Origin of the sequence: Affinundibacterium flavidum, assembly GCF_014284175.1 — a bacterium.
GTDB lineage: Bacteria > Pseudomonadota > Gammaproteobacteria > Burkholderiales > Burkholderiaceae_D > Undibacterium > Undibacterium flavidum.
Map to the genome: position 1 here is coordinate 87,818 of NZ_JACOGA010000003.1, position 21,537 is coordinate 109,354.

20 protein-coding genes are annotated in these 21,537 nt (G+C 46.4%); 10 read left to right on the forward strand and 10 right to left on the reverse strand.

Translation table 11 applies throughout. The annotated features are described in order from the left end of the window. Window positions 1-23: 23 nt before the first annotated feature. The 5 genes from H8K55_RS03920 (at window position 24) to H8K55_RS03940 (ending at window position 4,418) form a co-directional block, all read left to right on the forward strand. Window positions 24-755 carry a LytR/AlgR family response regulator transcription factor gene (locus H8K55_RS03920; RefSeq protein ID WP_186940742.1) on the forward strand — a complete coding sequence of 244 codons (732 nt, stop codon included), beginning with the start codon at window positions 24-26 and terminating at the stop codon, window positions 753-755. 116 nt (window positions 756-871) lie between these two features. Beyond that, the gene (locus H8K55_RS03925; RefSeq protein WP_186940743.1) at window positions 872-1,753 is read left to right on the forward strand and encodes a ParB N-terminal domain-containing protein; all 882 of its coding nucleotides are present in this window, start codon (window positions 872-874) and stop codon (window positions 1,751-1,753) included. 237 nt (window positions 1,754-1,990) lie between these two features. Beyond that, entirely contained in the window at window positions 1,991-2,737 is a 747-nt protein-coding gene (locus H8K55_RS03930) for a peptidylprolyl isomerase (protein ID WP_186940744.1), read from the forward strand. Window positions 2,738-2,854: 117 nt separating this feature from the next. Beyond that, window positions 2,855-3,364 (forward strand): DUF1993 domain-containing protein, encoded by a 510-nt coding sequence (locus tag H8K55_RS03935; protein WP_186940746.1) that lies wholly within the window; start codon window positions 2,855-2,857, stop codon window positions 3,362-3,364. Window positions 3,365-3,599: 235 nt separating this feature from the next. Beyond that, window positions 3,600-4,418, forward strand: coding sequence for a DUF2726 domain-containing protein (locus H8K55_RS03940; RefSeq protein ID WP_186940747.1), 819 nt, complete (start codon window positions 3,600-3,602; stop codon window positions 4,416-4,418). Window positions 4,419-4,533: 115 nt separating this feature from the next. Here H8K55_RS03940 and ribA read toward each other — a convergent pair whose 3' ends face one another. Continuing rightward, on the reverse strand, window positions 4,534-5,166 hold the full coding sequence (ribA, locus tag H8K55_RS03945) for a GTP cyclohydrolase II (protein WP_186940748.1): 633 nt from the start codon (window positions 5,164-5,166) through the stop codon (window positions 4,534-4,536). Window positions 5,167-5,477: 311 nt separating this feature from the next. Next, window positions 5,478-6,266: an SDR family NAD(P)-dependent oxidoreductase gene (locus tag H8K55_RS03950; RefSeq protein ID WP_186940750.1), complete on the reverse strand. Its 789-nt coding sequence runs from the start codon at window positions 6,264-6,266 to the stop codon at window positions 5,478-5,480. Window positions 6,267-6,454: 188 nt separating this feature from the next. On the opposite strand from H8K55_RS03950, the gene H8K55_RS03955 reads away from it, so the two are divergent. Further along, entirely contained in the window at window positions 6,455-7,366 is a 912-nt protein-coding gene (locus tag H8K55_RS03955) for a LysR family transcriptional regulator (protein WP_186940752.1), read from the forward strand. A gap of 666 nt (window positions 7,367-8,032) precedes the next feature. Beyond that, window positions 8,033-9,343, forward strand: a complete 1,311-nt coding sequence (locus H8K55_RS03960; protein WP_186940754.1) for a lactonase family protein — start codon at window positions 8,033-8,035, stop codon at window positions 9,341-9,343. Between the two features lie 178 nt (window positions 9,344-9,521). On the opposite strand, the gene H8K55_RS03965 is transcribed toward H8K55_RS03960, so the two are convergent. After that, on the reverse strand, window positions 9,522-10,073 hold the full coding sequence (locus H8K55_RS03965; protein WP_186940756.1) for a peptide deformylase: 552 nt from the start codon (window positions 10,071-10,073) through the stop codon (window positions 9,522-9,524). 337 nt (window positions 10,074-10,410) lie between these two features. Between H8K55_RS03965 and H8K55_RS03970 the strand changes: the two genes are divergently transcribed. The 3 genes from H8K55_RS03970 (at window position 10,411) to H8K55_RS03980 (ending at window position 14,692) form a co-directional block, all read left to right on the forward strand. Further along, the gene (locus H8K55_RS03970; RefSeq protein ID WP_186940757.1) at window positions 10,411-10,674 is read left to right on the forward strand and encodes a DUF2164 domain-containing protein; all 264 of its coding nucleotides are present in this window, start codon (window positions 10,411-10,413) and stop codon (window positions 10,672-10,674) included. Between the two features lie 177 nt (window positions 10,675-10,851). Further along, window positions 10,852-13,110 (forward strand): bifunctional diguanylate cyclase/phosphodiesterase, encoded by a 2,259-nt coding sequence (locus tag H8K55_RS03975; RefSeq protein ID WP_186940759.1) that lies wholly within the window; start codon window positions 10,852-10,854, stop codon window positions 13,108-13,110. A 121-nt stretch (window positions 13,111-13,231) separates the two neighbouring features. After that, window positions 13,232-14,692, forward strand: a complete 1,461-nt coding sequence (locus H8K55_RS03980) for a pyridoxal phosphate-dependent decarboxylase family protein (RefSeq protein WP_186940760.1) — start codon at window positions 13,232-13,234, stop codon at window positions 14,690-14,692. A 7-nt stretch (window positions 14,693-14,699) separates the two neighbouring features. Here the strand turns inward: H8K55_RS03980 and H8K55_RS03985 are convergent, their stop codons facing one another. The 7 genes from H8K55_RS03985 to H8K55_RS04015 form a co-directional block, all read right to left on the reverse strand. Continuing rightward, window positions 14,700-16,295: a sensor histidine kinase gene (locus tag H8K55_RS03985; RefSeq protein WP_186940761.1), complete on the reverse strand. Its 1,596-nt coding sequence runs from the start codon at window positions 16,293-16,295 to the stop codon at window positions 14,700-14,702. Window positions 16,296-16,630: 335 nt separating this feature from the next. Beyond that, a complete protein-coding gene (locus H8K55_RS03990; RefSeq protein ID WP_186940763.1) occupies window positions 16,631-17,023 on the reverse strand; it encodes a RidA family protein in 393 nt (130 codons plus the stop codon). Window positions 17,024-17,283: 260 nt separating this feature from the next. Continuing rightward, the gene (locus tag H8K55_RS03995; RefSeq protein ID WP_186940765.1) at window positions 17,284-17,712 is read right to left on the reverse strand and encodes an acyl-CoA thioesterase; all 429 of its coding nucleotides are present in this window, start codon (window positions 17,710-17,712) and stop codon (window positions 17,284-17,286) included. After that, window positions 17,709-18,896, reverse strand: coding sequence for an acyl-CoA dehydrogenase family protein (locus tag H8K55_RS04000; RefSeq protein WP_186940766.1), 1,188 nt, complete (start codon window positions 18,894-18,896; stop codon window positions 17,709-17,711). Before H8K55_RS04000 ends, H8K55_RS03995 begins: the two co-directional genes overlap by 4 nt. Before the next feature lie 472 nt (window positions 18,897-19,368). After that, window positions 19,369-20,223, reverse strand: a complete 855-nt coding sequence (locus tag H8K55_RS04005; RefSeq protein ID WP_186940768.1) for an enoyl-CoA hydratase family protein — start codon at window positions 20,221-20,223, stop codon at window positions 19,369-19,371. Window positions 20,224-20,230: 7 nt separating this feature from the next. Continuing rightward, entirely contained in the window at window positions 20,231-20,752 is a 522-nt protein-coding gene (locus tag H8K55_RS04010) for a MarR family winged helix-turn-helix transcriptional regulator (RefSeq protein WP_186940770.1), read from the reverse strand. Further along, entirely contained in the window at window positions 20,752-21,537 is a 786-nt protein-coding gene (locus H8K55_RS04015; RefSeq protein ID WP_186940771.1) for an SDR family NAD(P)-dependent oxidoreductase, read from the reverse strand. The genes H8K55_RS04010 and H8K55_RS04015 overlap by 1 nt, the downstream gene beginning before the upstream one ends.

Genomic DNA, 21,537 nt, shown 5'->3' on the forward strand with positions numbered 1-21,537 from the left:
CCAAAGAAATAAAAAGAAAATCTATGAGCACAACACTACGCGCCCTGATCATCGACGACGAAGAATTGGCTCGCCGTCTTAGCAAAGAATACTTGCGTGCACATACCGACATTGAAATCGTCGGCGAATGCGAAAATGGTTTAGAGGCCGTTGATGCGATTACAGCACTGCAACCTGATCTCATTTTTCTCGATATGCAAATGCCCAAGTTAAATGGCTTTGAAGTCTTAGAAGCCACCGGACGTCGAGATGGTGTGATCTTCACTACTGCGTATGATCAATATGCGCTCAAAGCCTTTGATCAACATGCGATCGACTATTTATTGAAGCCCTATTCACAACAACGCTTTGACGAAGCTTTAAGCAAAGCGCGCAAATTATTGGGGCAGAATCCTCCCGAAGTAGCGAATTTAGTCGCGCAAACCAATGCCATGCCGGAACGTCTGATTGTCCGGGATCGCGGCCAGACCCATGTGGTTCCTGTTGCACAAATCGATTACATAGAAGCACAGGACGATTATGTGCAAATCCATTTCAATGGTAAATCTCTACTCAAAACACAAAGCCTGACGGATTTAGAGAAACAACTCGATCCAGCACTTTTTGTACGTATTCACCGCTCGACTATCATCCGGCTACAAGCATTAAAATGCTTAGAACGTGCAAGCAAAGACAGTTATCAAGCTGTGATGCTCAATGGTGTTAATCTTCCGATTAGCCGTTCTGGCTATGACCGTATCAAGGGAATGCTGTAAACTGCCGATCTTTCGTATTGAGACCTTCTCCGGAAACTCAAAGACTACCCATCGCAATCGGCTTGTCCAATGCCGCGATGAAATTAATGCACCATACTAGGCACCATCCAAGCACCATGCAAATCATCATCAATCAAGAATTACGCGATTACATCGATCCCCTCACTACCCACGAATACCTAGCTCTGGAACGTAGCCTGTTGAAAGAAGGCTGTCGTGATGCGCTGGTACTATGGGGTGAAACCTTAATCGACGGCCATAACCGTTATGCGATCTGTCAGAAACACAACATCCCTTTTCAGACCAAGCAGAATGACACTTTTCAAAGTGTGGAAGACGTCATGCTATGGATGATAGACAATCACTTGGCTCGTCGCAGCGTATCGAGCTTTCAACGCGGGGTGCTAGCGCTACGCAAGAAAGAAATTATTACCACCCGCCGCAAAGATAAAAGCAGTAAGGAAAAAGCCGCAGAAGCTGAATTGGCAGCGAAAGAACCTGATCCAGTCTCGGTAGAAACCCGTGATGAAATCGCAAAGGTAGCGGGCTTAAGCAAACCCGCCGTTGCACAGATCGAAAAAATCCGCAAAGCAGCAACACCAGAATTAGTCGAAGCCGTACGTGCCGGTACGATTTCTATCAATACTGCCGCCACTATTTCCTCGCTCCCTAGCGAGCAACAAGTAGCGGCTGTGGCAGGCGGCAAGAAGGAATTGCAGCAAGCTGCTCGGCAGCTACGTCAAGTCCGTACACCGCGCGTCAGCAGTGAAACCATGGCTGCAACGACTACAGCGACTGAAACGACCAGCCCAACGATGGAGACGACCACGCATTCCATCGACCATAGTGCGCCAGCATCAGCATCAGCATCAGCAACTGCAACTGCATCTGCATCTGCAGAAACGTCCGAGATCGAACGTTTGCGGATTGAAAATCAGGCTTTGAAGCAACAAATTGCCGAATTGACTGCACAGCTCAGTGCGGTTCAAGCTAACTAAATCAAAAGTTAAACAAAGCACAAAAGCGGTTTACAAACTCTGCTCATTTTTTATAAAAACGCCTAAATATCGCAAAAATGGGCTTGAAATAGCCCATTTTGCCCATAATTATGCTGAGATTTAAAATTTCAAACCTCACTGCTTTCCTCGCGCAGCATCACTAGTGCCAAAATGAAACTGTGAGTCAATTTAATCGCATCTTCTATTTTTATTTTTACTTCATCTGTTAGGAACATCATGACTATTCGCGTTAACGGCACCGAAATCAACGAAGCAACCATCAATGCTGAAATGGACCGTGCCCGCGCTGCTGGCCATCCAGAAGGCGAACAATTACGCGATAGCGCGATTCAAGAATTAATTTTACGCAACTTAATGATGGCAGAAGCAGCCAAACTCGATATCAATGTTGGCAGTGAAGAAGAAATCATCGGCACACTGTTGCAACAAGAAGTTGAATTTGCTGAAGTTGATGAAGCAACTTGCCAAGCTTTTTACAATGACAATAGCGCTAGCTTCAAACAAGGTGAAATGGCAGCCGCCAGCCACATCTTGTTTACGCCAGGTGAAGGTTTAGCAGCAAGTTTAGTGAAAGCTAAAGCAGAAGGCATTTTGGCTGATCTGCAACAAAACCCATCTGCTTTCGCAGCACTGGCACGTGAACACTCAGCTTGCCCTTCCGGCAAAGAAGGCGGCGCATTGGGAGAATTTGGACGCGGTCAAATGGTGCCAGAATTCGAACAAGCCGTATTCAGTACAGAGCCTGGCAAAATCACACCAGAATTGATTGAAACCCAATTCGGTTATCACATCATTCAAGTCACAGCACGTAAAGGCGGCGACCTGGTGAGTTTTGACGAAGTCAAAGAACGCTTACAAGCTTATCTGACTGATATGGAAGGCCGCAAAGCGACTCACGCCTACCTCGCCAATTTGGTCAGTGCAGCGAACATCGAAGGCTATGAACTGCCAGCATTTGCTTAATGTAATACGACAAATCATCTTCTGAACGGATGATTTAGTTCCTTAAGAACGCACCTTGCATAGTTACTGTATGCTTGGTGCGTTTTTCATATTTGGTGCAATTTCTAAAGGTAAACTATGTCCACAACAATGTACTCCACCTCAGTTCCCGTCTTCCAACAAATGCTCGGTAGTCTGCAAGTAATTTTGCAAAAAGCCCAGGCACATGCGGCAGAAAAGAAGATTGAAGATCAGGTTTTTCTGCAAGCGCGCTTGTCACCCGACATGTTCAATCTGATTCGCCAAGTACAAATCGCGGCAGACTTCGCTAAAGGCGTTTCTGCACGCTTAGCTGGCATTGACGTGCCCGATTATCAGGATACCGAGAACAGCTTTGAAGAATTGCAAGCACGCCTGAGCAAGACACTAGAATTCATTGCTAGCTTGAACGCCGCACAATTCGAAGATAGCGAGAATCGTGAAATCGTATTGCGCCCTGGTACGCCAAAAGAAAGAAAAATGTCTGGCACGACCTATTTGCTCGGCTATGGCTTACCGCAATTCTTCTTCCACGTAACGACAACTTACGCCATCTTGCGCCATCATGGTGTGGAATTAGGTAAACGTGATTACATGGGTAACTACTAAGTTGTGAATCCGTGGTGATTGCTTGTCACGGATAATCTGCCCGCCAATACGGCGGCGGGCAGATTTTTCGAGCTCATCCACTACCTCTTCATCTCCCCGTCCACCTCGTCCACGACCACCGTTCATCAGATTATCGATACCATTGGACATGGTTTATCAGCAATTAACTTGCTTTATTGTGAATTAAACGTATATTTTCAATCATTGAAAATCCGTAAAGTGCACAGGTGGTCTGATGTTTTCACAATTCCTCGATAAAGGCGATAAATCTATCCCCGAGTGTGAACCGCGCAAATTTTTTGACGCAGAAGAAGAACTGTTCTTTAAGCGCATACAAAAAGCCCTGCCCAATTGCCTGATTTTCCCCCACGTACAATTAGCTGCCATTCTAGAAGCCCACGTTAGCAATGAGAAAAAGCGCCAAGTTATGCGCCAAAAATTACGCGAACGCCATCTCGACTTTGGTATTTTTAGTCAGGATTTGACTCTGCTGTGCGTGGTGGAACTTGAGCGTACAGACGACGCGCCTAAAGACGAAGAATATCCAACCCGCAAATTGCTCAAGAGCGCCGGGATCAAATGTATACGTTGGAGTCGTGCAGCATTGCCAAACGCTGAACAAATTCTGAGAACTTTGGCTCCCTACTCTGATTTAGATGCGCCAAAAGTAGAAACCAGTATGCAAACGATAGGGAAATTCTTTTCAGAAGAGGACTTGAACGACCCCGCTACTTTGCATGAAAAAGCCTTCACCTATGTTGAGCATGGCAACCCAAATGCACTGTCACTGGCGGCGTTGAGCCGGATTACTCCAGACAGCTTCATTAAGAAGGAATATCCGCATATTTGGAAAAAAATCTGCCTATTCGCTGGCGATCCCGGCTACTTAAAAAATTATCTGGAATCGCTATTTGTACAGAACCGCCCGATCAAACGTCGCGGTTTGCCTAAGCATGTGGCTACAGAAGTGATGGCAATACAAAGTGAAAACGCTCGCTTCGTGATATCAAAAGAGCCGGAACCAATTTGGGACCCCAGCTTCTTGCATCGCTAAATCCTGCCAACTATCGCTAAATTTTGCCAACTATCGCCAACTATCGCCAAATTTGCTTGAATATTGCGAACTCTCAATCAATATCACTCGATATCGCTGGTGATCAGTATTCACATTACAGATCAGGAGCCAGCATATGGCCGAGCTTACTGGCCTTGGTCGCCAGATAGCGTTCATTGTATGGATTGCGCGCGATAATCAATGGAATCTGCTCTTCAACCCTTACCTGCATATTTTGTAATGCGGCAATCTTGCGCGGGTTGTTCGTCATTAATTTGACACTGCTTATCCCCAGATGCTTAAGCATAGGATCGCATAAAGTATAGCTACGCAAGTCTGCGGCAAAGCCTAGGCGCTGATTCGCTTCAACCGTATCAGCTCCTTCGTCTTGCAAATGATATGCCTGCACCTTCGCCAACAGACCAATACCACGGCCTTCCTGACGCAAGTACAAAATGACGCCGCGCCCTTCCGCAGCAATTTTTTGCATCGCCAATTCTAGTTGAGGACCACAATCACAACGCTTACTAAACAAAGCGTCGCCAGTTAAGCATTCTGAATGTATGCGTGCCAATACTGGCTCGCCATTTGCCACATCACCTAAAGTCAGCGCCACATGCTCTTTGCCCGTCGCTGGCTCTATAAACGCGTGCATAGTGAAGTTGGCCCAGGTCGTAGGCAATGCACATGAATCTACAAATTCCAATGCCTGTTCGGATGAATTTACAGGCAATTCCACACTCGACATAATTTTCTCACGGTCTGTCTTTGACGATGACAAAGACTACAAACTTGCTGGCTCCATCAAAACAGTAGGAAAAGCACTAAAAAATATTAATTCAATATCGATTCAATATTAACTCAGTGCTAATTCCACATTAATTGTATGAAGCCCCAAAGCTGAGAGTATAAACGAGTCGGGGCAAGTCGGTCGAAACTGGGTTTGAGCTGGGTCACTAAATCTTGTTTCATCACGCTGATATGGCATGATGAAACAAGCAAATAGCTAACAATAAAGGCAAGGATCTTTGTCGTGAAATCAGCCAAAAGCAAATCTAATTACAGAAACATCCCGCCCGATGCCTCTATTCTTTGACCATTAATCCAGCCCGTATCACCTGCCAACAGTGCTGCTGCGACACTACCGATATCATCCGGCAAACCAGCACGTCCCAGCGCTGTTTGTTGTGCGACGAATTGATTAAGCTGGGCGTTATCTCTCACTGCGCCATGCCCAAAATCAGTTTCGATCGCTCCTGGTGCCAGCACATTCACACTGATGCCCCGCGCGCCTAGCTCTTTTGCCTGATAACGACTCAGCACTTCAATCGCACCTTTCATCGCTGCATAAGCGCTATAGCCTGGCAAGGAGAAACGCGCTAACCCAGAAGACACATTCAATATCCGCCCACCATCTGCCAGCAGAGGGAGCAGTCTTTGCGTCAGAAAAAAGACACCTTTAAAATGCAGGTTCATCAATTGATCGAATTGCGCTTCGCTAGTTTCGGCAAAGCTGGCATGGATCCCCGTGCCGGCATTATTCAATAAATAGTCAAATTGTTGCCGCCCCCAGTTGTCTTGCAAAATTTGATGCAAGGACTGACTAAATCCTTCAAAACTGGCGGCATTGCTGACATCCAATTGCATGGCGACGGCAACCCTACCCATCTGCCGCAATTCCGCTACCACAGTCTCAGCTTCATCTTGTTTGCTGTGATAAGTTAAAACGATGTCCACTCCCTTACGCGCTAAATGTTGCGCGGCGCTTCGCCCCAAACCACGACTACCGCCCGTGATAAAAGCGATTTTTTGATTATTTGCATTGATATTGACATTGATAGAGCTCATCGTATTTTCCTTCGGTGTTTGGTTGATCACTGCGTTCGAATCGCTGACATTTCTTACGCAGCGATAGAGCTAGTCTACCTATCCAACAAACCGCCATAAAGATGCTATTTATGTTTAAACTATTCAGAATTACCGAACAATTAAATATGCGTCACTACGCTATCCCAACTACGTGAATAGGAATCTGTATGAATCAACTCGAAGCCATGCATATCTATTTGCGCGTCGCAGAACTAGCGAGTTTCACGCAAGCGGCAGATAGCCTGGGCTTACCGAAAGCCAATGTATCTGAAGCCGTCAAACAGTTAGAAAGCTTTTTAGGCACACGACTCTTACAGCGCACGACTCGCAGCGTGCAGATGACGCAAGACGGTTTACTGTTTTATGAACGTAGCAAAGATCTACTCAGTGATATGGCAGAGTTACACGGCCTATTTCTTGATGAAAAAAGTAGTTTACAAGGGCGATTACGCGTAGATCTTCCGGTGGGTGTCGCCAAGAACATTTTGATTGCCGCGCTCCCGGAATTCTTGCAACAACATCCGAAAATAGAATTGGAATTGAGCTGCACTGATAGGCGGGTCGATGTGATACGCGAAGGTTTTGATTGCGTGATGCGGGTAGGCACCCTCAATGATAGTAATCTTATTGCGCGTCCTTTAGGTTTTCTGCGTCAGATAAATCTGGCCAGCCCAGACTATCTCAAGTTGTGCGGAACTCCAGCAAGCATAGACGATTTGCAGCAACATTTTCTGGTGCACTACTCCAGTAATTTTGGTGCAAAATCGCCGGGCTTTGAATATCAATGGCAAGGTAAATCTCAATTTGTAAAGATGAAGGGCAAACTGACGGTAAATAATAGCGATGCCTATCAGGCCGCCTGTCTGGCAGGTTTCGGCATCATTCAGGCGCCGCAACTCGGTGCACACAATCTGCTGGCGCAAGGGAAACTTGTAGAAATTTTGCCTGATTTTCGCGCGCTTAGCATGCCAGTTTCATTGCTATATCCAGATCGGCGACACCTCGCAAAACGCACACAAAAATTGATGGAATGGATGACGCAAACCTTGGCCCCGCATTTGCAAAGCTCTCCAGACTAAGCTGTGCTAGTACAAACTGCTATTCAAGGCTTCCACATCGGTAAACCACACCAAAGCTCTCGATAAAATTGACTGGTAAGTTAGGGTCTGTTGACATATATTTTAGGCAAGCGTTTCACTCAAAACGCAGGATGGCAAGGGTGTAGCAGGGGTTTCGCATAGCGTAGCTATGTGCCTGCGAAACGGTCATTGCATACTTGCAATGGTGCGCCCTGCAAGGGCATCTCGCCGCTGCGGCTGGCCGCCCCAGCAAGAGATGCAACGCTGTCCATCGTGCGTTTTGAGTGAAACCCTCCGGGAATGGCTCAAATGGGCACATGGCGTTGTTGCAATCTGCTTATAGTGCATGGTGTTTAAAACCCGCTACAGCGCAGCTTGCGGTGTAGTCAGGGTTTCGTGCAGCATGCTGCACGCTGACGCAACGAAGATCCTTTGCAAGGGATCTTTCCCAAAGCGATAGCCTAGCCCTGTGCCCATTTGCGCGCATTCGCTTGCCTAAAATATATGTCAACAGACCCTAGCTCTCTCATTGTCGTTAATATTTATTTATGGTTTAATCGCAAGCAATTCTTTGCTTCTTTACCCAGCAAAATAATTTCGTTTGAAATAGGGAAAAGAGCACAGACCCGTCTTTTTCTCTACTTCAAGATTCCACTAAGGTACTTCATGATTTCTATCCAATTTCGTTTGCTCACTATTTTCTTTTTCTCTTTACTGATAGCTGGATGCGGTTGGAGTGGCTTCGCCACGCGTTACGAAGTTAATGTGACGGTTACTGGACTAAACGGTACAGGTTTAATTTTGCAAAATAACGGTGGCGATAATTTAGCGGTCAATGCAAACGGAACCGTTAAATTTGCACCGTTCTATGACAATGGCGCCAAGTACGCGGTGACCGTATTGACCGCACCGAGCGCACCAGCTCAAATCTGTACCGTAAGCAATGCCAGTGGCACGATTGCGGCAGCTAATGTCAACAACATCACCTTAGTGTGCAGCAATACCGCACGCTTTGCTTATGTTGCAAATAGTATTGAAAATTCGATCTCGGCTTACAGCATCAACAATGCCACCGGCAATTTGACTAGCATCGCCACACCAGTCACGACTGGCGCGACACCAACTGCACTTGCGATAGATGCTAATGCCAAGTATTTGCATGTATTGAACTCAGCAAACGAAAGCATTTCAAGTTTTTCTATCAACCAGACTAGCGGTGCTTTGACCAGCGTCGGTAATAGTGTCGCTACCCGAACAACACCCACGTCCATCACAATCGATCCGAATGGTAAATTTGCATACGTGACCAACCAAGGAGAAGGCATTGTTTCCGGCTATAGCATAGACAGCAGTACGGGCGTCCTAAAAAGCATAGGTGCAGCGACAAACTCAGGAGCCGGCGCGAGTGCGATGGCGATAGAGCCAAACGGGAAATTTGCATATGTGACGAACAGGTCAGCCAATACCGTGTCTATCTTCAGCATCAATGCCAGCACTGGAGTCCTAACCACAACTAGTACGACTGCCCAAACTGGTACTTTGCCAAGCGCTATTGTGATCGCTCCCAACGGAAAATATGCCTACGTCACCAACAAGTCAGGCAACTCAATTTCGGCCTTTAGCATCGACGCCAGCACTGGCGCGCTAAGCAACATAGGCGCAGTGGCTGCAGGTAATTTACCAAGCGCCGTCACAATAGAACCAAACGGAAAATTCGCCTACGTCGCTAATGCTACGGACAACAGTGTCATCACCTATGCGATCAATAGCAGCACGGGCGCACTCAGCAATGTGGGAATCATCACCGTGAAGGGCGCACTCGGCATAGTCGCTGCGAAAGAGTCCGTCTACGTAAGCAATAGCATAGACAATACCGTGTCAGTTTATGCGATCAACGCCAGCACTGGCAGTTTGACTGCCGTCGGCACTCCTATTGCTAGCGGTCAAAGTCCGGTAGCAATCGTCACTACTAAGTAGGTCAAATCTGACGCCAAATCCGCTCAAGCGGACGCTATAGAGTCGTAAAGCAAGGTAAAAGAAGGTGCAATGGTCTTAGACTATTGCACCTTTTTCATAATTGGAATCAATTACTTGACGTCCAACACACAAATACATTCCCATGTCCAATCTCATAATCTCAAACAAACTACCCGAATTATCCTAGCGTCGGCACAATCACATAATCGACTTGCTGGTGAAATCGCTCTGGGTTCGCATCAAAGTCACGACGTTGAATGATACTGTGTTCATCTAGCGCCAAGTCTGTCGCCAACACACCGTCCAAATGATCAATTTCGTGTTGCAACAATTCTGCGAGGGATTGCCCTAAGTGTTCCCATGATTGCTGACGGCCTTTTTCATCGATAAATTGCACCGAGATCGACAGGTGCCGTCGTACTTTGACGAGTAACTCGGGAAAACACATGCAATCGTCCCACATCGTAAAGGTCTGCTCGCTGCGCCAAGTGATCTTGGGATTAATCATGCTAAATGTCCCTTCACCCAAATTTAAGGCGATGAATCGTTTGGCAATCCCTAGTTGTGGTGCGGCGATACCGCGACCAAATCCATGTTGTGCACGGAAGACATTCAATGTTGCTTGCAGGGTCTGATTTTCTTGCTGAAATTGAAGATCATGACAGTCGTCGACATCGACACTGTGCCGGCGCAAACGTACATCATCTAAAGGCAAAACTGAGGGTAGCATAATCAAATTCCTACGATGCAAGGCGAAATATTTTGTGTGGCTGCTGCTCTAAGATATTGATGGTAGCGCAATTTTATTATATGAAAGAAGTCTCCGACCACTTTCAAACACCGCTTGAAGCGTGGATTACGGCGTCACTTGAAACATCGCTTGAAACATCATAGCCCAGCAACTGCCAGCGACTACCAGTAATTACCAACACTTATCGATGCAAAAATCAAAAAAACACGTGAGCTTCCACTAAGAATATTTTGGTGAAGCCTAATCGAAAATCTCGCCTGCATCAGCTACACTCGCTTTATTTTTTTATACACCACAATTAAGCAAAGTCACTCCGATGCCGATTCAATTCAAAACCGAACTACGCAAACAAGCGATTACCTCATTGCAACGTTATTTCGATCTCAACATGGAAGAAAAATTAGGTAATTTACAAGCAGATGCCCTATTGAATTTTTTATTAGAAGAAATTGGTCCTAGCATTTACAACCAAGCAGTCAACGATGTGCAGAATCACTTACAAACACGCGTACAAGAACTTGACATAGATGTACATGCAGAAGAATTCGCTTATTGGAACAAGGCAAAGAAAAAACCGTAATTACTGAGTTCAATATTCAAACCTTGTTAATTTTTCATTATCAGATTTGATCAAAAACACACTTGAGACAAATCTGTTGGAATTTATCCATGCATTTCTTGACGCACCCAGTTTCGTAAGGAATACTCATGAGGTGCCTATTTCCTGCAATTTCCATATCAGTCAACCGAATGTATCATGTCAGGCACTCATAAAGAATTTGATTCTGATCAGCTCAACAAAGTGCTGCTGCAGCTCTGCAAGCAGCTAGAGCGCGCTTGGAAGCTTGAAGACATACTGCTCGCCTACGCACCGGTTGCAATCGAAGTCCTTGGTTATCCCCATGTTTGGTTGGCGATTTTCAATCAAAAGCCTGGCATCCTCTCGGTGATTAATCACTTAAGCTCAGGACAAGAAACCGATACCTCTCGCATGATACAAAGCGTTGATATCCCGATTGAGGGAGATCGTATGCTGGAAGAGATCATGGATGCAGAACATATTGTCATCGTTGAAGATGCGCGTACTGATCCTCGCACCAATAAAGACATGGTTGCGCTCATTCAAAATCGTACCATTATTAATGCGCCATTAATCCTCGCGGAGCAAAAATTAGGCGCACTCGGCATGGGCACCTATGGCGATGAAGAGGGTGTACGCCCTCCTCAACCTTGGCAACTAGAATTTATGCAAGCCATGGCTGGTCATATCGCGGTCGCCTTAGATCGCGTCAAATTTATGCGTGCCCGTCAAGATGCAGAAGATGCTTTGCATGCCTCGGTTGAATTTGCCAATAGCTTGATTCAAGCAATGCAAGATGGGTTCTCGGTGCTAAATCCTGATGGCGTGCAAACCGAAGTGAATCCAGCATTTTGTCTTATGACTGGCTTTAGCCGGGAAGAATTACTCGGGTGCCGCGCCCCTTTCCCGTATTGGCCAGAAGAAGAAATAACGAACTTACAAGCTACGTATAGTGCAATCACCGAAGGCAATTTTAGTGAACGTGAATTAGTATTCATGCGTAAAAATGGTGAGCGGTTTCCGATTACCATGAACCCGTCGGCGGTCAAGAATAAAGAAGGCAACATCACCACGTTCATTGCCACAGTCAAAGATATTTCCGAACGTAAGGCAGCGGAAAATGTCATCAAGTTCCAAGCTACGCATGATGAATTAACCGGTCTAGGAAATCGTCGCGCATTTGAGCAGATCTTAGGCCATTTATTTGCGCAAACGCGGTTAAAGAATCAACAGCACGTCTTATGCTACCTGGACCTGGATGAATTTAAAGTCATCAATGACACTTGCGGCCATGCTGCTGGCGATGAATTATTGCGCCAAGTTGCACTCAAATTTAGTAGCGTTTTAAGAGCCGAAGATCATCTGTGCCGGATTGGTGGTGACGAATTCGGAATGATTTTGCATCATCAAGATGTCGATCAAGCCCTGCATATCGCTGAACGACTTCAACAACAATTAGCGAGTTTCCGCTTCCAATGGCTAGATCGCTCATTTGCCGTTGGCGTTAGCATCGGCATGGTTGTTTTAAATGAGCAAAGCGAGAGCGTTGGCGTCTTATTGCAATCCGCTGATAGCGCTTGCTATGTCGCCAAAGACGCCGGACGTGGACGTATTCACGTCTACGCCAGTGATGATCCCGCACTAGCGCAGCGTTACGGCGTGATGGAATGGGTCAGCCGCATAGAAAATGCGCTATCCGAAAATCTGTTTGCCTTGTACGGTCAAAAAATACTTAGTATCAACGGTGCCAACACAGGTCGTTTACACTGCGAGTTTTTGTTACGGATGCAAGATGGACATGGCGGCATCATTGCTCCTGGAGCATTTATGCCAGCGGTGGAACGTTATCATCTGGCAGCACGCGTCGATCGATGGGTTGTCAGTCATGCTTTAGCATGGATGTGCGTACATCAAGAAGACATGGAATTGTGCTCTATCAATCTCTCGGGCCAGAGCTTGAGTGACAAAAATTTTCTGGATTTTGTGAATACAGAAATCAGCAATTCAGGCTTAGATTGTGAAAAGATTTGTTTTGAAATCACAGAGACCGCAGCAATTGCAAATATCGAACTAGCGCAAGACTTTATGCAAGAATTGAGCGCACGGGGTTGCCGTTTCTCATTAGACGATTTTGGCAGTGGCTTATCTTCCTTTGCTTACCTGCGCAACCTCGATGTCGACATTCTCAAGATTGATGGCCAATTTGTATGCGACATCGACAGCAATCCTATCAATCTGGCGATGGTGAAATCGATTCATGAAATTGCTGGATTAATGGGCAAGAAAACCGTCGCGGAATTTGTTGAAAATCAAGCTGTTTTAAAAATACTCAAAGACCTTGGTATCCATTATGCGCAAGGCTATGCTATTGCTTATCCCATACCTGTCGATCAGTTGTTAAGCGTCCAAACTACGTCAATCCAAACTTTCGCTTAAAATCGTACTCAGTTCGATTTTGAGTTGATCACTCGGCTCGTGAATTATCGTCAAGCCATCCGTTGACGACGTAACGATATCAGTTTTTCATACCCACATCTTGCACCTCGATAGGATTACTATGAACCATAGCCTAGACTACAGCCCACAAGAATTAAGCGATATTTTGCAAAAGACTAGCGATCTAGTATTAGAACAATATGCCAAGGTCGATCAGCAAGATGGTTTTCATCACTTCCCGCAAGCGGAAGTCGCCTCATGGTTTGACGAACCATTGCCACGGGCAAGCACTAATGCGCTGGCCTTGCTAGATCTGGTCAAACAACGGGTATTAGACACTGCAACAGGTAACCTCGGGCCAAATATGTATGCCTATGTCATGGCAGGTGGTAATCAGATATCTACCGTCGCCGATTTTCTTTGTTCAACCATCAATCAAAACGCGACCAAATGGCATCTCGGTGCGGCGATGACAGAGATAGAAAAGCGCGTAGTGAAATGGACTGCCGAAATGATAGGCTACACACCCGATGCTGGTGGTGTGATGGTCAGTGGCGGATCGGCAGCAACCCTGACTGGCTTAACCGTCGCCCGCAATATTTTCTGGCGCAAACACAATATCAATAAGAATGGCCTGTTCGGCATGAAGCCATTCACCGTGTATTGCAGCACCGAAACCCATAGCAGCACCGACAAAAGTGTGTCTTTGCTTGGCATAGGCACCAATCAATTGCGCCGCGTTGCAACGGACACTGACTTCAAAATCGATTTGGATAAACTACAACTTCAAATCGAGCAAGACATCGCTGCTGGCTTTACCCCCTTTTGCATCGTCGGCAATGCTGGCACGGTGAATACCGGTGCAATCGATGATTTAACAGCACTCTCACAAATTGCCAAACAGCATGGCATGTGGCTACACGTTGATGGAGCCTACGGTGGTTTAGTCTCTTCTCTACCCGAATTGAAAACGAAATATGCAGGCATGGAATTGGCCGATTCGATTGCGCTCGATTTTCATAAGTGGCTGTATCAACCATTCGAAATTGGCTGCACGCTGGTGCACAATTGGGATGTGCTGCGGGAATCCTATTTTAAGCAGGCCGATTATCTGGATACTTCATTAGAGGTCAAAACAGATCGTTTAGAATTCAATGAACATTATTTCCAATTGTCGCGTAACGCCAAGGCTTTCAAAGTGTGGATGTCCTTAAAGGCCTACGGCTTTACCCAGATTCAAGCGATGATGCAAAAAGATCTGGATCTGACTCGCTATCTGGAAAAACAAGTACGAACATCGAAAGATTTTGAATTGAAATCGCGCAGTGATTTAGCGATTGCCTGCTTCCGTTATATCGGTACAGGTCTAAGCTCTGAACAAATTATTCGCGTCAACCAAGAGTTGATTCCTGCACTAGAAACCGATGGCCGCGTGTTTATCACTGGCACTAAACTCAACGGGGAATTTGTCTTGCGTGCCTGCATTATCAATCATCGTAAGAGCGAGGCATCAATTGATTATTTGCTTGATGTGGTGCGCGACGTCGCTCAAAAACTAAGCTCAAAATTAAGCTCGAATTGAGAGTCGACTAATCTTCAGCAAGCAAAGGCAATAGCAAAGTAAATCGTGTACCAACCTCGATGTCGGATTGCACACTAATTTGCCCGCGCAATAAACCGCTGACTATGTTGTAACAAATATTTAAGCCAAGGCCTGAGCCGCCTTGGCCAAATTTCGTCGTAAAGAATGGATCAAAGATTCTGTCCAAATTATGCGTCTGAATACCAACGCCATTATCGCCAAACTGCATCTGTACAAAACGACTATCGTGCTCGTCCAGCTTCGCCGTCAGCGTCAGCTCTCCCCCATCTCGCCCTTCAAAACCATGGAGCACGGCATTATTAAATAAATTGGAAATTACCTGAATTAAGGGACCAGGATAACTATCCATCACAATCTCGGACGGAATATCGATACGATATGAAATCTTGGTTTTCTTCAGTTGCGGTTGTAAAGTGATTGCCAGCTCTTCCATCGTTTTGAGTAAATTAAATCGACGTCGGTTTTCACTGGCTTGATCGACTGCTACCGTTTTAAAACTATTGATTAGTTCTGATGCACGTTTGAGATTCTTGCTCAATAAATCAGCGGCTTCCGCCATGTCTGCGGCGAAGCGATTCAAGGTCGATTTCTTAATACTGGCATCGTTGTGCGCATGTTCAAATTCCTCCACCTTTTCACTCACCGTCGTCGAGACCGTATATGCGTTGCCTATAGGCGTATTCAATTCATGGGCGATACCTGCAACTAAAGAACCGAGGCTGGCCAATTTTTCTTTACTAATTAATTGACGCTGTGCCTCTTTGAGTTGCATCAAATTATTTTCCAACTGCTGTTTAGAATTCTCTAATTCGAGCGTACGGCTTTGTACGCGAGACTCTAGTGATTGATTCAACTCGGTGATTTCATTAATTTTTGCCTGAACCGCATCCACCATGCGATTAAAATGCGCCGACATCAAATCTAATTCATTGTTGCCAGAAACTGCAATCCGCATATGGAAATTGCCCGCCACAATTTCACGACTGGCCAAATTCATTTGTTGCAAACTCTTAGTGATTTGCCGTCCAAGAAAAACAATCGCAAAGAAAGTCAGCAACACCACTACCAAAGTACGCATCAAAGAATTCATACGTTCATTCGTAGTCGCAGCAATAATATTCTTCGTCGATAATCCATACTGCAAGAAGCCAATTTCATTGCCTGGTAATAGCAAGCGATTACGTACATGAATGATACCTGAGCGTGCAGCTTTCTCGTAGTTACTGGCTATGTCTGGAGCTGGAGTGGCGGCATTCAGCGCCAAGGTAGAGATTAATGGTTTATCTTGAGAATTAGCGACCAGTACATAGGTCAAACCATTTTTTGCTTCTTTGTCCAAAATCTCATCAAGAAACGTCTGCACCGTCTGCAAATCATTATTGCTGGCGTAAGTAGAAACGGTGAGATTCAGTAGTTGCGAAGTTTGCCCTACACTCAGTTTGATGTTTTCCAATAAGGCCGCATCCAGCGTACGATTCCCAGTGTACAGCACATTAGCAACCAACAAACCAGACGCCAAAAAGGCGATGGCCGTAAATTGTCCAGTGATCGTCGAGAAAAAACGTAAGAATAAGGAGCGCATTGTCGTCAATTTATATGCGTGCAAAAAGACCTTGTAAAACCAGCGCGGAAGCAAAAGTATACTTTCCATCGGAGTCCATATCAGGTCAGGCACTTCGGCTTTTGTTTGTTGGGCTTGCTATTTAGCTTGCTACTTAGCTTGCGATTTAACACCACGTCACTTCGGCAGTTAGCCAGGTAACGCAATAGCGATCACCAACGCAAAAAGCAATCTGATTATTCTAAGCTAAGAATAAACAGGGATTGTGACAATAATAAGTCGCGGCACGATTCTGCCGTATTTCTGTTGCAAAAAACAGCAAATCCAATATTCACTTCCGATTATCTATAGGCAAATCAATCAGGAACGATTGCGGTGACTTCAATTTCGACTCTAGCCTTGTCTTCAATCAAGCCAGCTACCTGTACCGCTGCCATCGCAGGAAAATGTTTCCCAATTACGTCGCGATAGGCAGCGCCGATTTCTTTGTAAGCAGCCACATATTCTTTTTTATCGATTACATACCAAGTCATACGCACAATGTGTTCAGGCTTTGCACCACCTTCGGCTAATACCTCAACAATATTTTGCAAAGCCTGACGCGTTTGCCCGGCAATATCATCACAATGAAATTGCTCTTGCCCATCCCAACCTATCATACCACCGACGCAAATCGTACGTCCTTTAGCTGCGACGCCATTCGAATAACCGCGGGGTCTTACCCAGCCCGGTGGTTGTAAAAAGTCCATATGCATTCCTTTCAATAATTCTTGTAACCCATAGGGTGCGCCGTGCGCACCGATGTTTATCTATCGTCTGAGCGTTCTAATATCTAACCAAACGCTCGGTGCGCATGGCGCACCCTACTAATATCCTTTGAAAAACTAAGATCGAGGCTATTAATAGCTGGTAGTTTTACCCGTAGGGTGCGCCGCGCGCACCAGTACCTATCTAGCTTCTGACCTTAACACTATTTGCTTAGCCATCTGATGCGCACGACGCTGCCTACTCAAGCACATTCGCTTGCCAAGTACTTCTGCATTTGTTCACGCAAGGCTATCGGCAATGCAATTGCTTTGCGTTCTTGTACCTGCGCCATCACCAATACCAAGCTAGCCTTCAGTCGTAAATCCTGCTCTTGTCCCAGCATCTGAATTTCTACCGTAGCAGAAGCTCGTCCTAATTTTGTCACACGCAATTCAGCGACTAATTCATCACCCATCACACTAGTTTTCACAAAGTCAGTTTCTATGTGTACGGTGGGCAAACCTATACCTTGCACCATATGCATTTCATGAAAACTCATACCCAGCGCTTGCGCACACCAGTCTTCTACTACGCCGTTGATCAACTCAAAATAGCGAGGATAAAACACGATACCGGCCGGATCGCAATGCGCAAAACGTATACTGATGGGTGTGCTGAAGACTAAGCTCATGGATTTGCGTCCTTATAGTCTTTCAACATTTCACGGGCGATGATGAGTTGTTGCACTTCGGTAGCGCCTTCGTAAATGCGCAAAGCGCGAATTTCACGGTACAGTTTTTCTACAGGCACTTCGCTCATCACGCCCATACCACCAAACATCTGCACCGCAGCGTCGATCACTTGTTGCGCGCCTTCAGTGGCAACCATTTTTGCCATCGCTGCTTCTTTGGTGACGCGCTGTCCCTGATCACGTTGCCAGGCAGCTCGATACACGAGTAAAGCGGCGCTATCAATGGTGGTTGCCATCTGCGCGAGTTTGGCTTGCGTCAATTGAAAATCAGCGAGCGTCTGACCAAACATCTGACGACTGGTGGCACGCGCCATCGCTTCATCCAAAGCACGACGGGCAAAACCTAAGGCAGCAGCAGCGACAGACGTACGGAATACATCGAGCGTTGCCATTGCGACTTTAAAACCTTGTCCACCCTCACCTATACGCTGGCTGACAGGGATACGGCATTGATTAAATTTCAAACGCGCTAAAGGATGTGGGGCGATGACGTCTATCCGTTCAGCGATTTCAAAACCTTCTGTATCTGCATCAACGATAAAGGCCGAAATGCCACGCGCCGCCGCAGCCTCACCTGTACGCGCAAACACCACATAAAAATTGGCGATGCCACCGTTTGAGATCCAGGTTTTTTCACCTTCCAATACATAATAGTCACCCTGCGCGTCGTGCACCAGAGTTGCAGCACATTGCATGGCAGCGACATCGGAACCGGCATTCGGTTCGGATAAAGCAAAGGCGGAAATCAATTTACCTTGCCCGACTTTTTCTAGGTATGTGGCTTTTTGTTGTTCACTGCCAAACAAGCTAATTGCACCAGTACCCAAACCTTGCATTGCGAAAGCGAAGTCGGCCAGGCCGGAATAGCGCGCCAATGTTTCGCGCAAAATGCAGATCGCACGCGTGTCGATCACATCTTGAATCGCACCATAAGCCTTGCCACCGATTGCATGTTTGAGCCAACCGGCTTCACCAAGTTGCTTCACCAAATCACGACATTCCTGATCGACGTCTTTGCTGTGTGTGTGATGAATGTGTTGACTCGCCCAATGGTCTAATTGTGTTTGTAATTGGCGGTGCTCTTCGTTGAAGAAAGGCCAGTTTAGGTGGGATGTGTTGGACATGTGTTTCCTATTCATTCTATCTATTCTTGGAACTTAGCAGATTGTTTTCTAATCGGGTAGACCGGTATCATTTGTAGGGTGGGTGCAACCCGCGCTGTAAGTCACCTTAACGATTTATCGTTCAAATATTTTCTCTTGCATCAAATCACTATCGCGGCACCTTGAAAATTCTGGCGGCGCGGGTTGCACCCGCCCTACGTAACTAATTCAAGTCTCTAATCCCCCTTCTCCCGCAAGCGGAAGAGGACTACAAGGGCCGGGGATGAGGGTCGTCGAGAGAATAAAATGATGTTTCCTTCTTACATACAAAATCTGACGAACCATATTGAACAAGCATTTCGCCAATCTGAACTACCCTCACCCTAACCCTCTCCCGCTTGCGGGAGAGGGAACTTTGAACTCGTCATCAACCTATATCAAAATTCAATTACAGGGATTTGCGACACCGTAATGTACCCAGCAATTAGATTTCTTAGTTACCCTCAAATTTCGGTTTTTCCTTATTCACAAACGCATGATAAGCACGATGAAAATCGTTGGTCATCATGCAGATTGCCTGTGCTTTAGCTTCCGCATCTATTGCCTGATCGACGCTCATATCCCATTCTTCATGCAACATTTTTTTTGTCATAGCATGCGCAAAGGTCGGGCCACTCGCAAGATTATTGGCATAGGTTTGCGCCGCGTTAACGACTTGTTCTGGTTCGCTTAGCTGATTAAAGAAACCCCAGCGTTCGCCTTCTTCACCTGACATGCTGCTTCCGCTATACAGCAAATCCGATGCTCGTCCCTGACCGATGATGCGTGGCAAGATCGCACAGGCACCCATGTCACAACCAGCTAGTCCAACGCGTGTAAATAAAAAAGCTGTTTTGCTGCGAGAAGTGCCTATCCGGATATCCGACGCCATCGCAATGATTGCACCAGCACCAGCGCAAATGCCATCGACTGCAGCGATGATAGGCTGCGGACAAGCACGCATTGCTTTCACCAGATCGCCAGTCATTTGTGTAAAGCGCAGCAAGCCTGGCATATCGAGTTTGGTCAAAGGGCCAATAATTTCATGCACATCGCCACCCGAGCAAAAGTTCTCACCGGCACCAGTCATAACGATGGCTTTAATGTCGTCGGCGTAGCACATAGTGCGAAACAGATCGCGCAACTCGGCATAGGATTCAAAGGTCAGCGGGTTCTTACGCTCAGGACGATTTAAAGTAATGGTCGCGACTTTATCCTTGACTTGATAAGCGAAATGCCTTGCCTGATAATTCGTCAGCGTTTGATGGTTGCCAGGCAAATCGCTGGCTGTTCCATTGAGATAGTTCATATTGTTCTCATTCACTCTCGTTATGCTTGTTACCCGCGCTCAAATCCGACTTCACGCTAGACAACATACTAATCATTTGATTTTTTTGTTCGGGATCTAAGCCCGCCAACAATTCCGCAACCCATGCTTCATGCACGCTGGCCATGGTCTTAAATGCTTTACGTCCTGCCGGTGTCAACTTCACGCTGTAAGCGCGCCTGTCTTGCTTATCAGTCACACGCACGACCAAGCCTTCTTGCTCTAGCTGATCGGTAATACCTGTGATATTGCCACCCGTGACCATCATGCGTTTGGATAATTCCCCCATGCGCAAACCATCGGGATGACGTTCGAGCTGCGCCATCAAATCAAAGCGCGGCAAAGTAATATCAAACTCCGCACGCAGGCGATTGCGGATTTCGTTTTCTATCATCACGGTAGTCGATAACATGCGCAGCCATAATTTTAATGACTGGTGATGATCTTGGGTTAAACGAGTTTCAAGATCAATAGTATCAATCGCAGCACTCTGCACTGTCTGCACATTCATCACATCACCTCGCCGCCAGCCACCGCTATCGACTGACCATTTTGCGACGCACTCGCAGGTGAGCATAACCACAGTACGGCATCTGCCACTTCTTCAGCTTGAATCAAGCGTTTCTGCGGATTACCAGCGGCCAATTCGGCACGCGCTTGTTCTTCGCTACGACCGGTCTTTTGCATGATATTCGCAATCGCCTCAAGCACGATGTCGGTCTCAGTATAGCCTGGGCACACTGCGTTCACTGTCACGCCTTTTTGCGCGACTTCCAAAGCGAGAGATTTAGTCATGCCGATCACGCCGTGTTTCGCCGCGGCGTAAGCTGCAACATAGGCGTAGCCTTTTAATCCAGCGGTGCTCGCCACATTCACAATACGCCCCCAGCCTTGCGCTAACATCGCTGGCAATGCTTGTTGTGCACACAAAAACGTACCGGTCAAATTCACTGCCAGCATTTGCTGCCATTGTGCTTCCGTAGTTTTTAAAAACGATGCCGAACTTGCCTGACCTGCGTTATTGATCAAAATATCGATAGTGCCAAATTGTTTAATGGCGGCGGCAAAGCCTGCTGCGACCGAGGCACTATCACTGACATCCATACAAATGTAATTGATTTGCCCGTTTTCGTGCAAACGATTCACCGTGTCCATTAAAGTGCTTTCAGTTCGACCACTGATGGTCACCTTTACACCTTGCACTAACAAAGCTTGCGCAATCGCTAAACCTATACCGGTCGCGCCACCTGTCACTAAAGCGTGTTTGCCGACCAATGCGGGATGGAAAAAATTCAT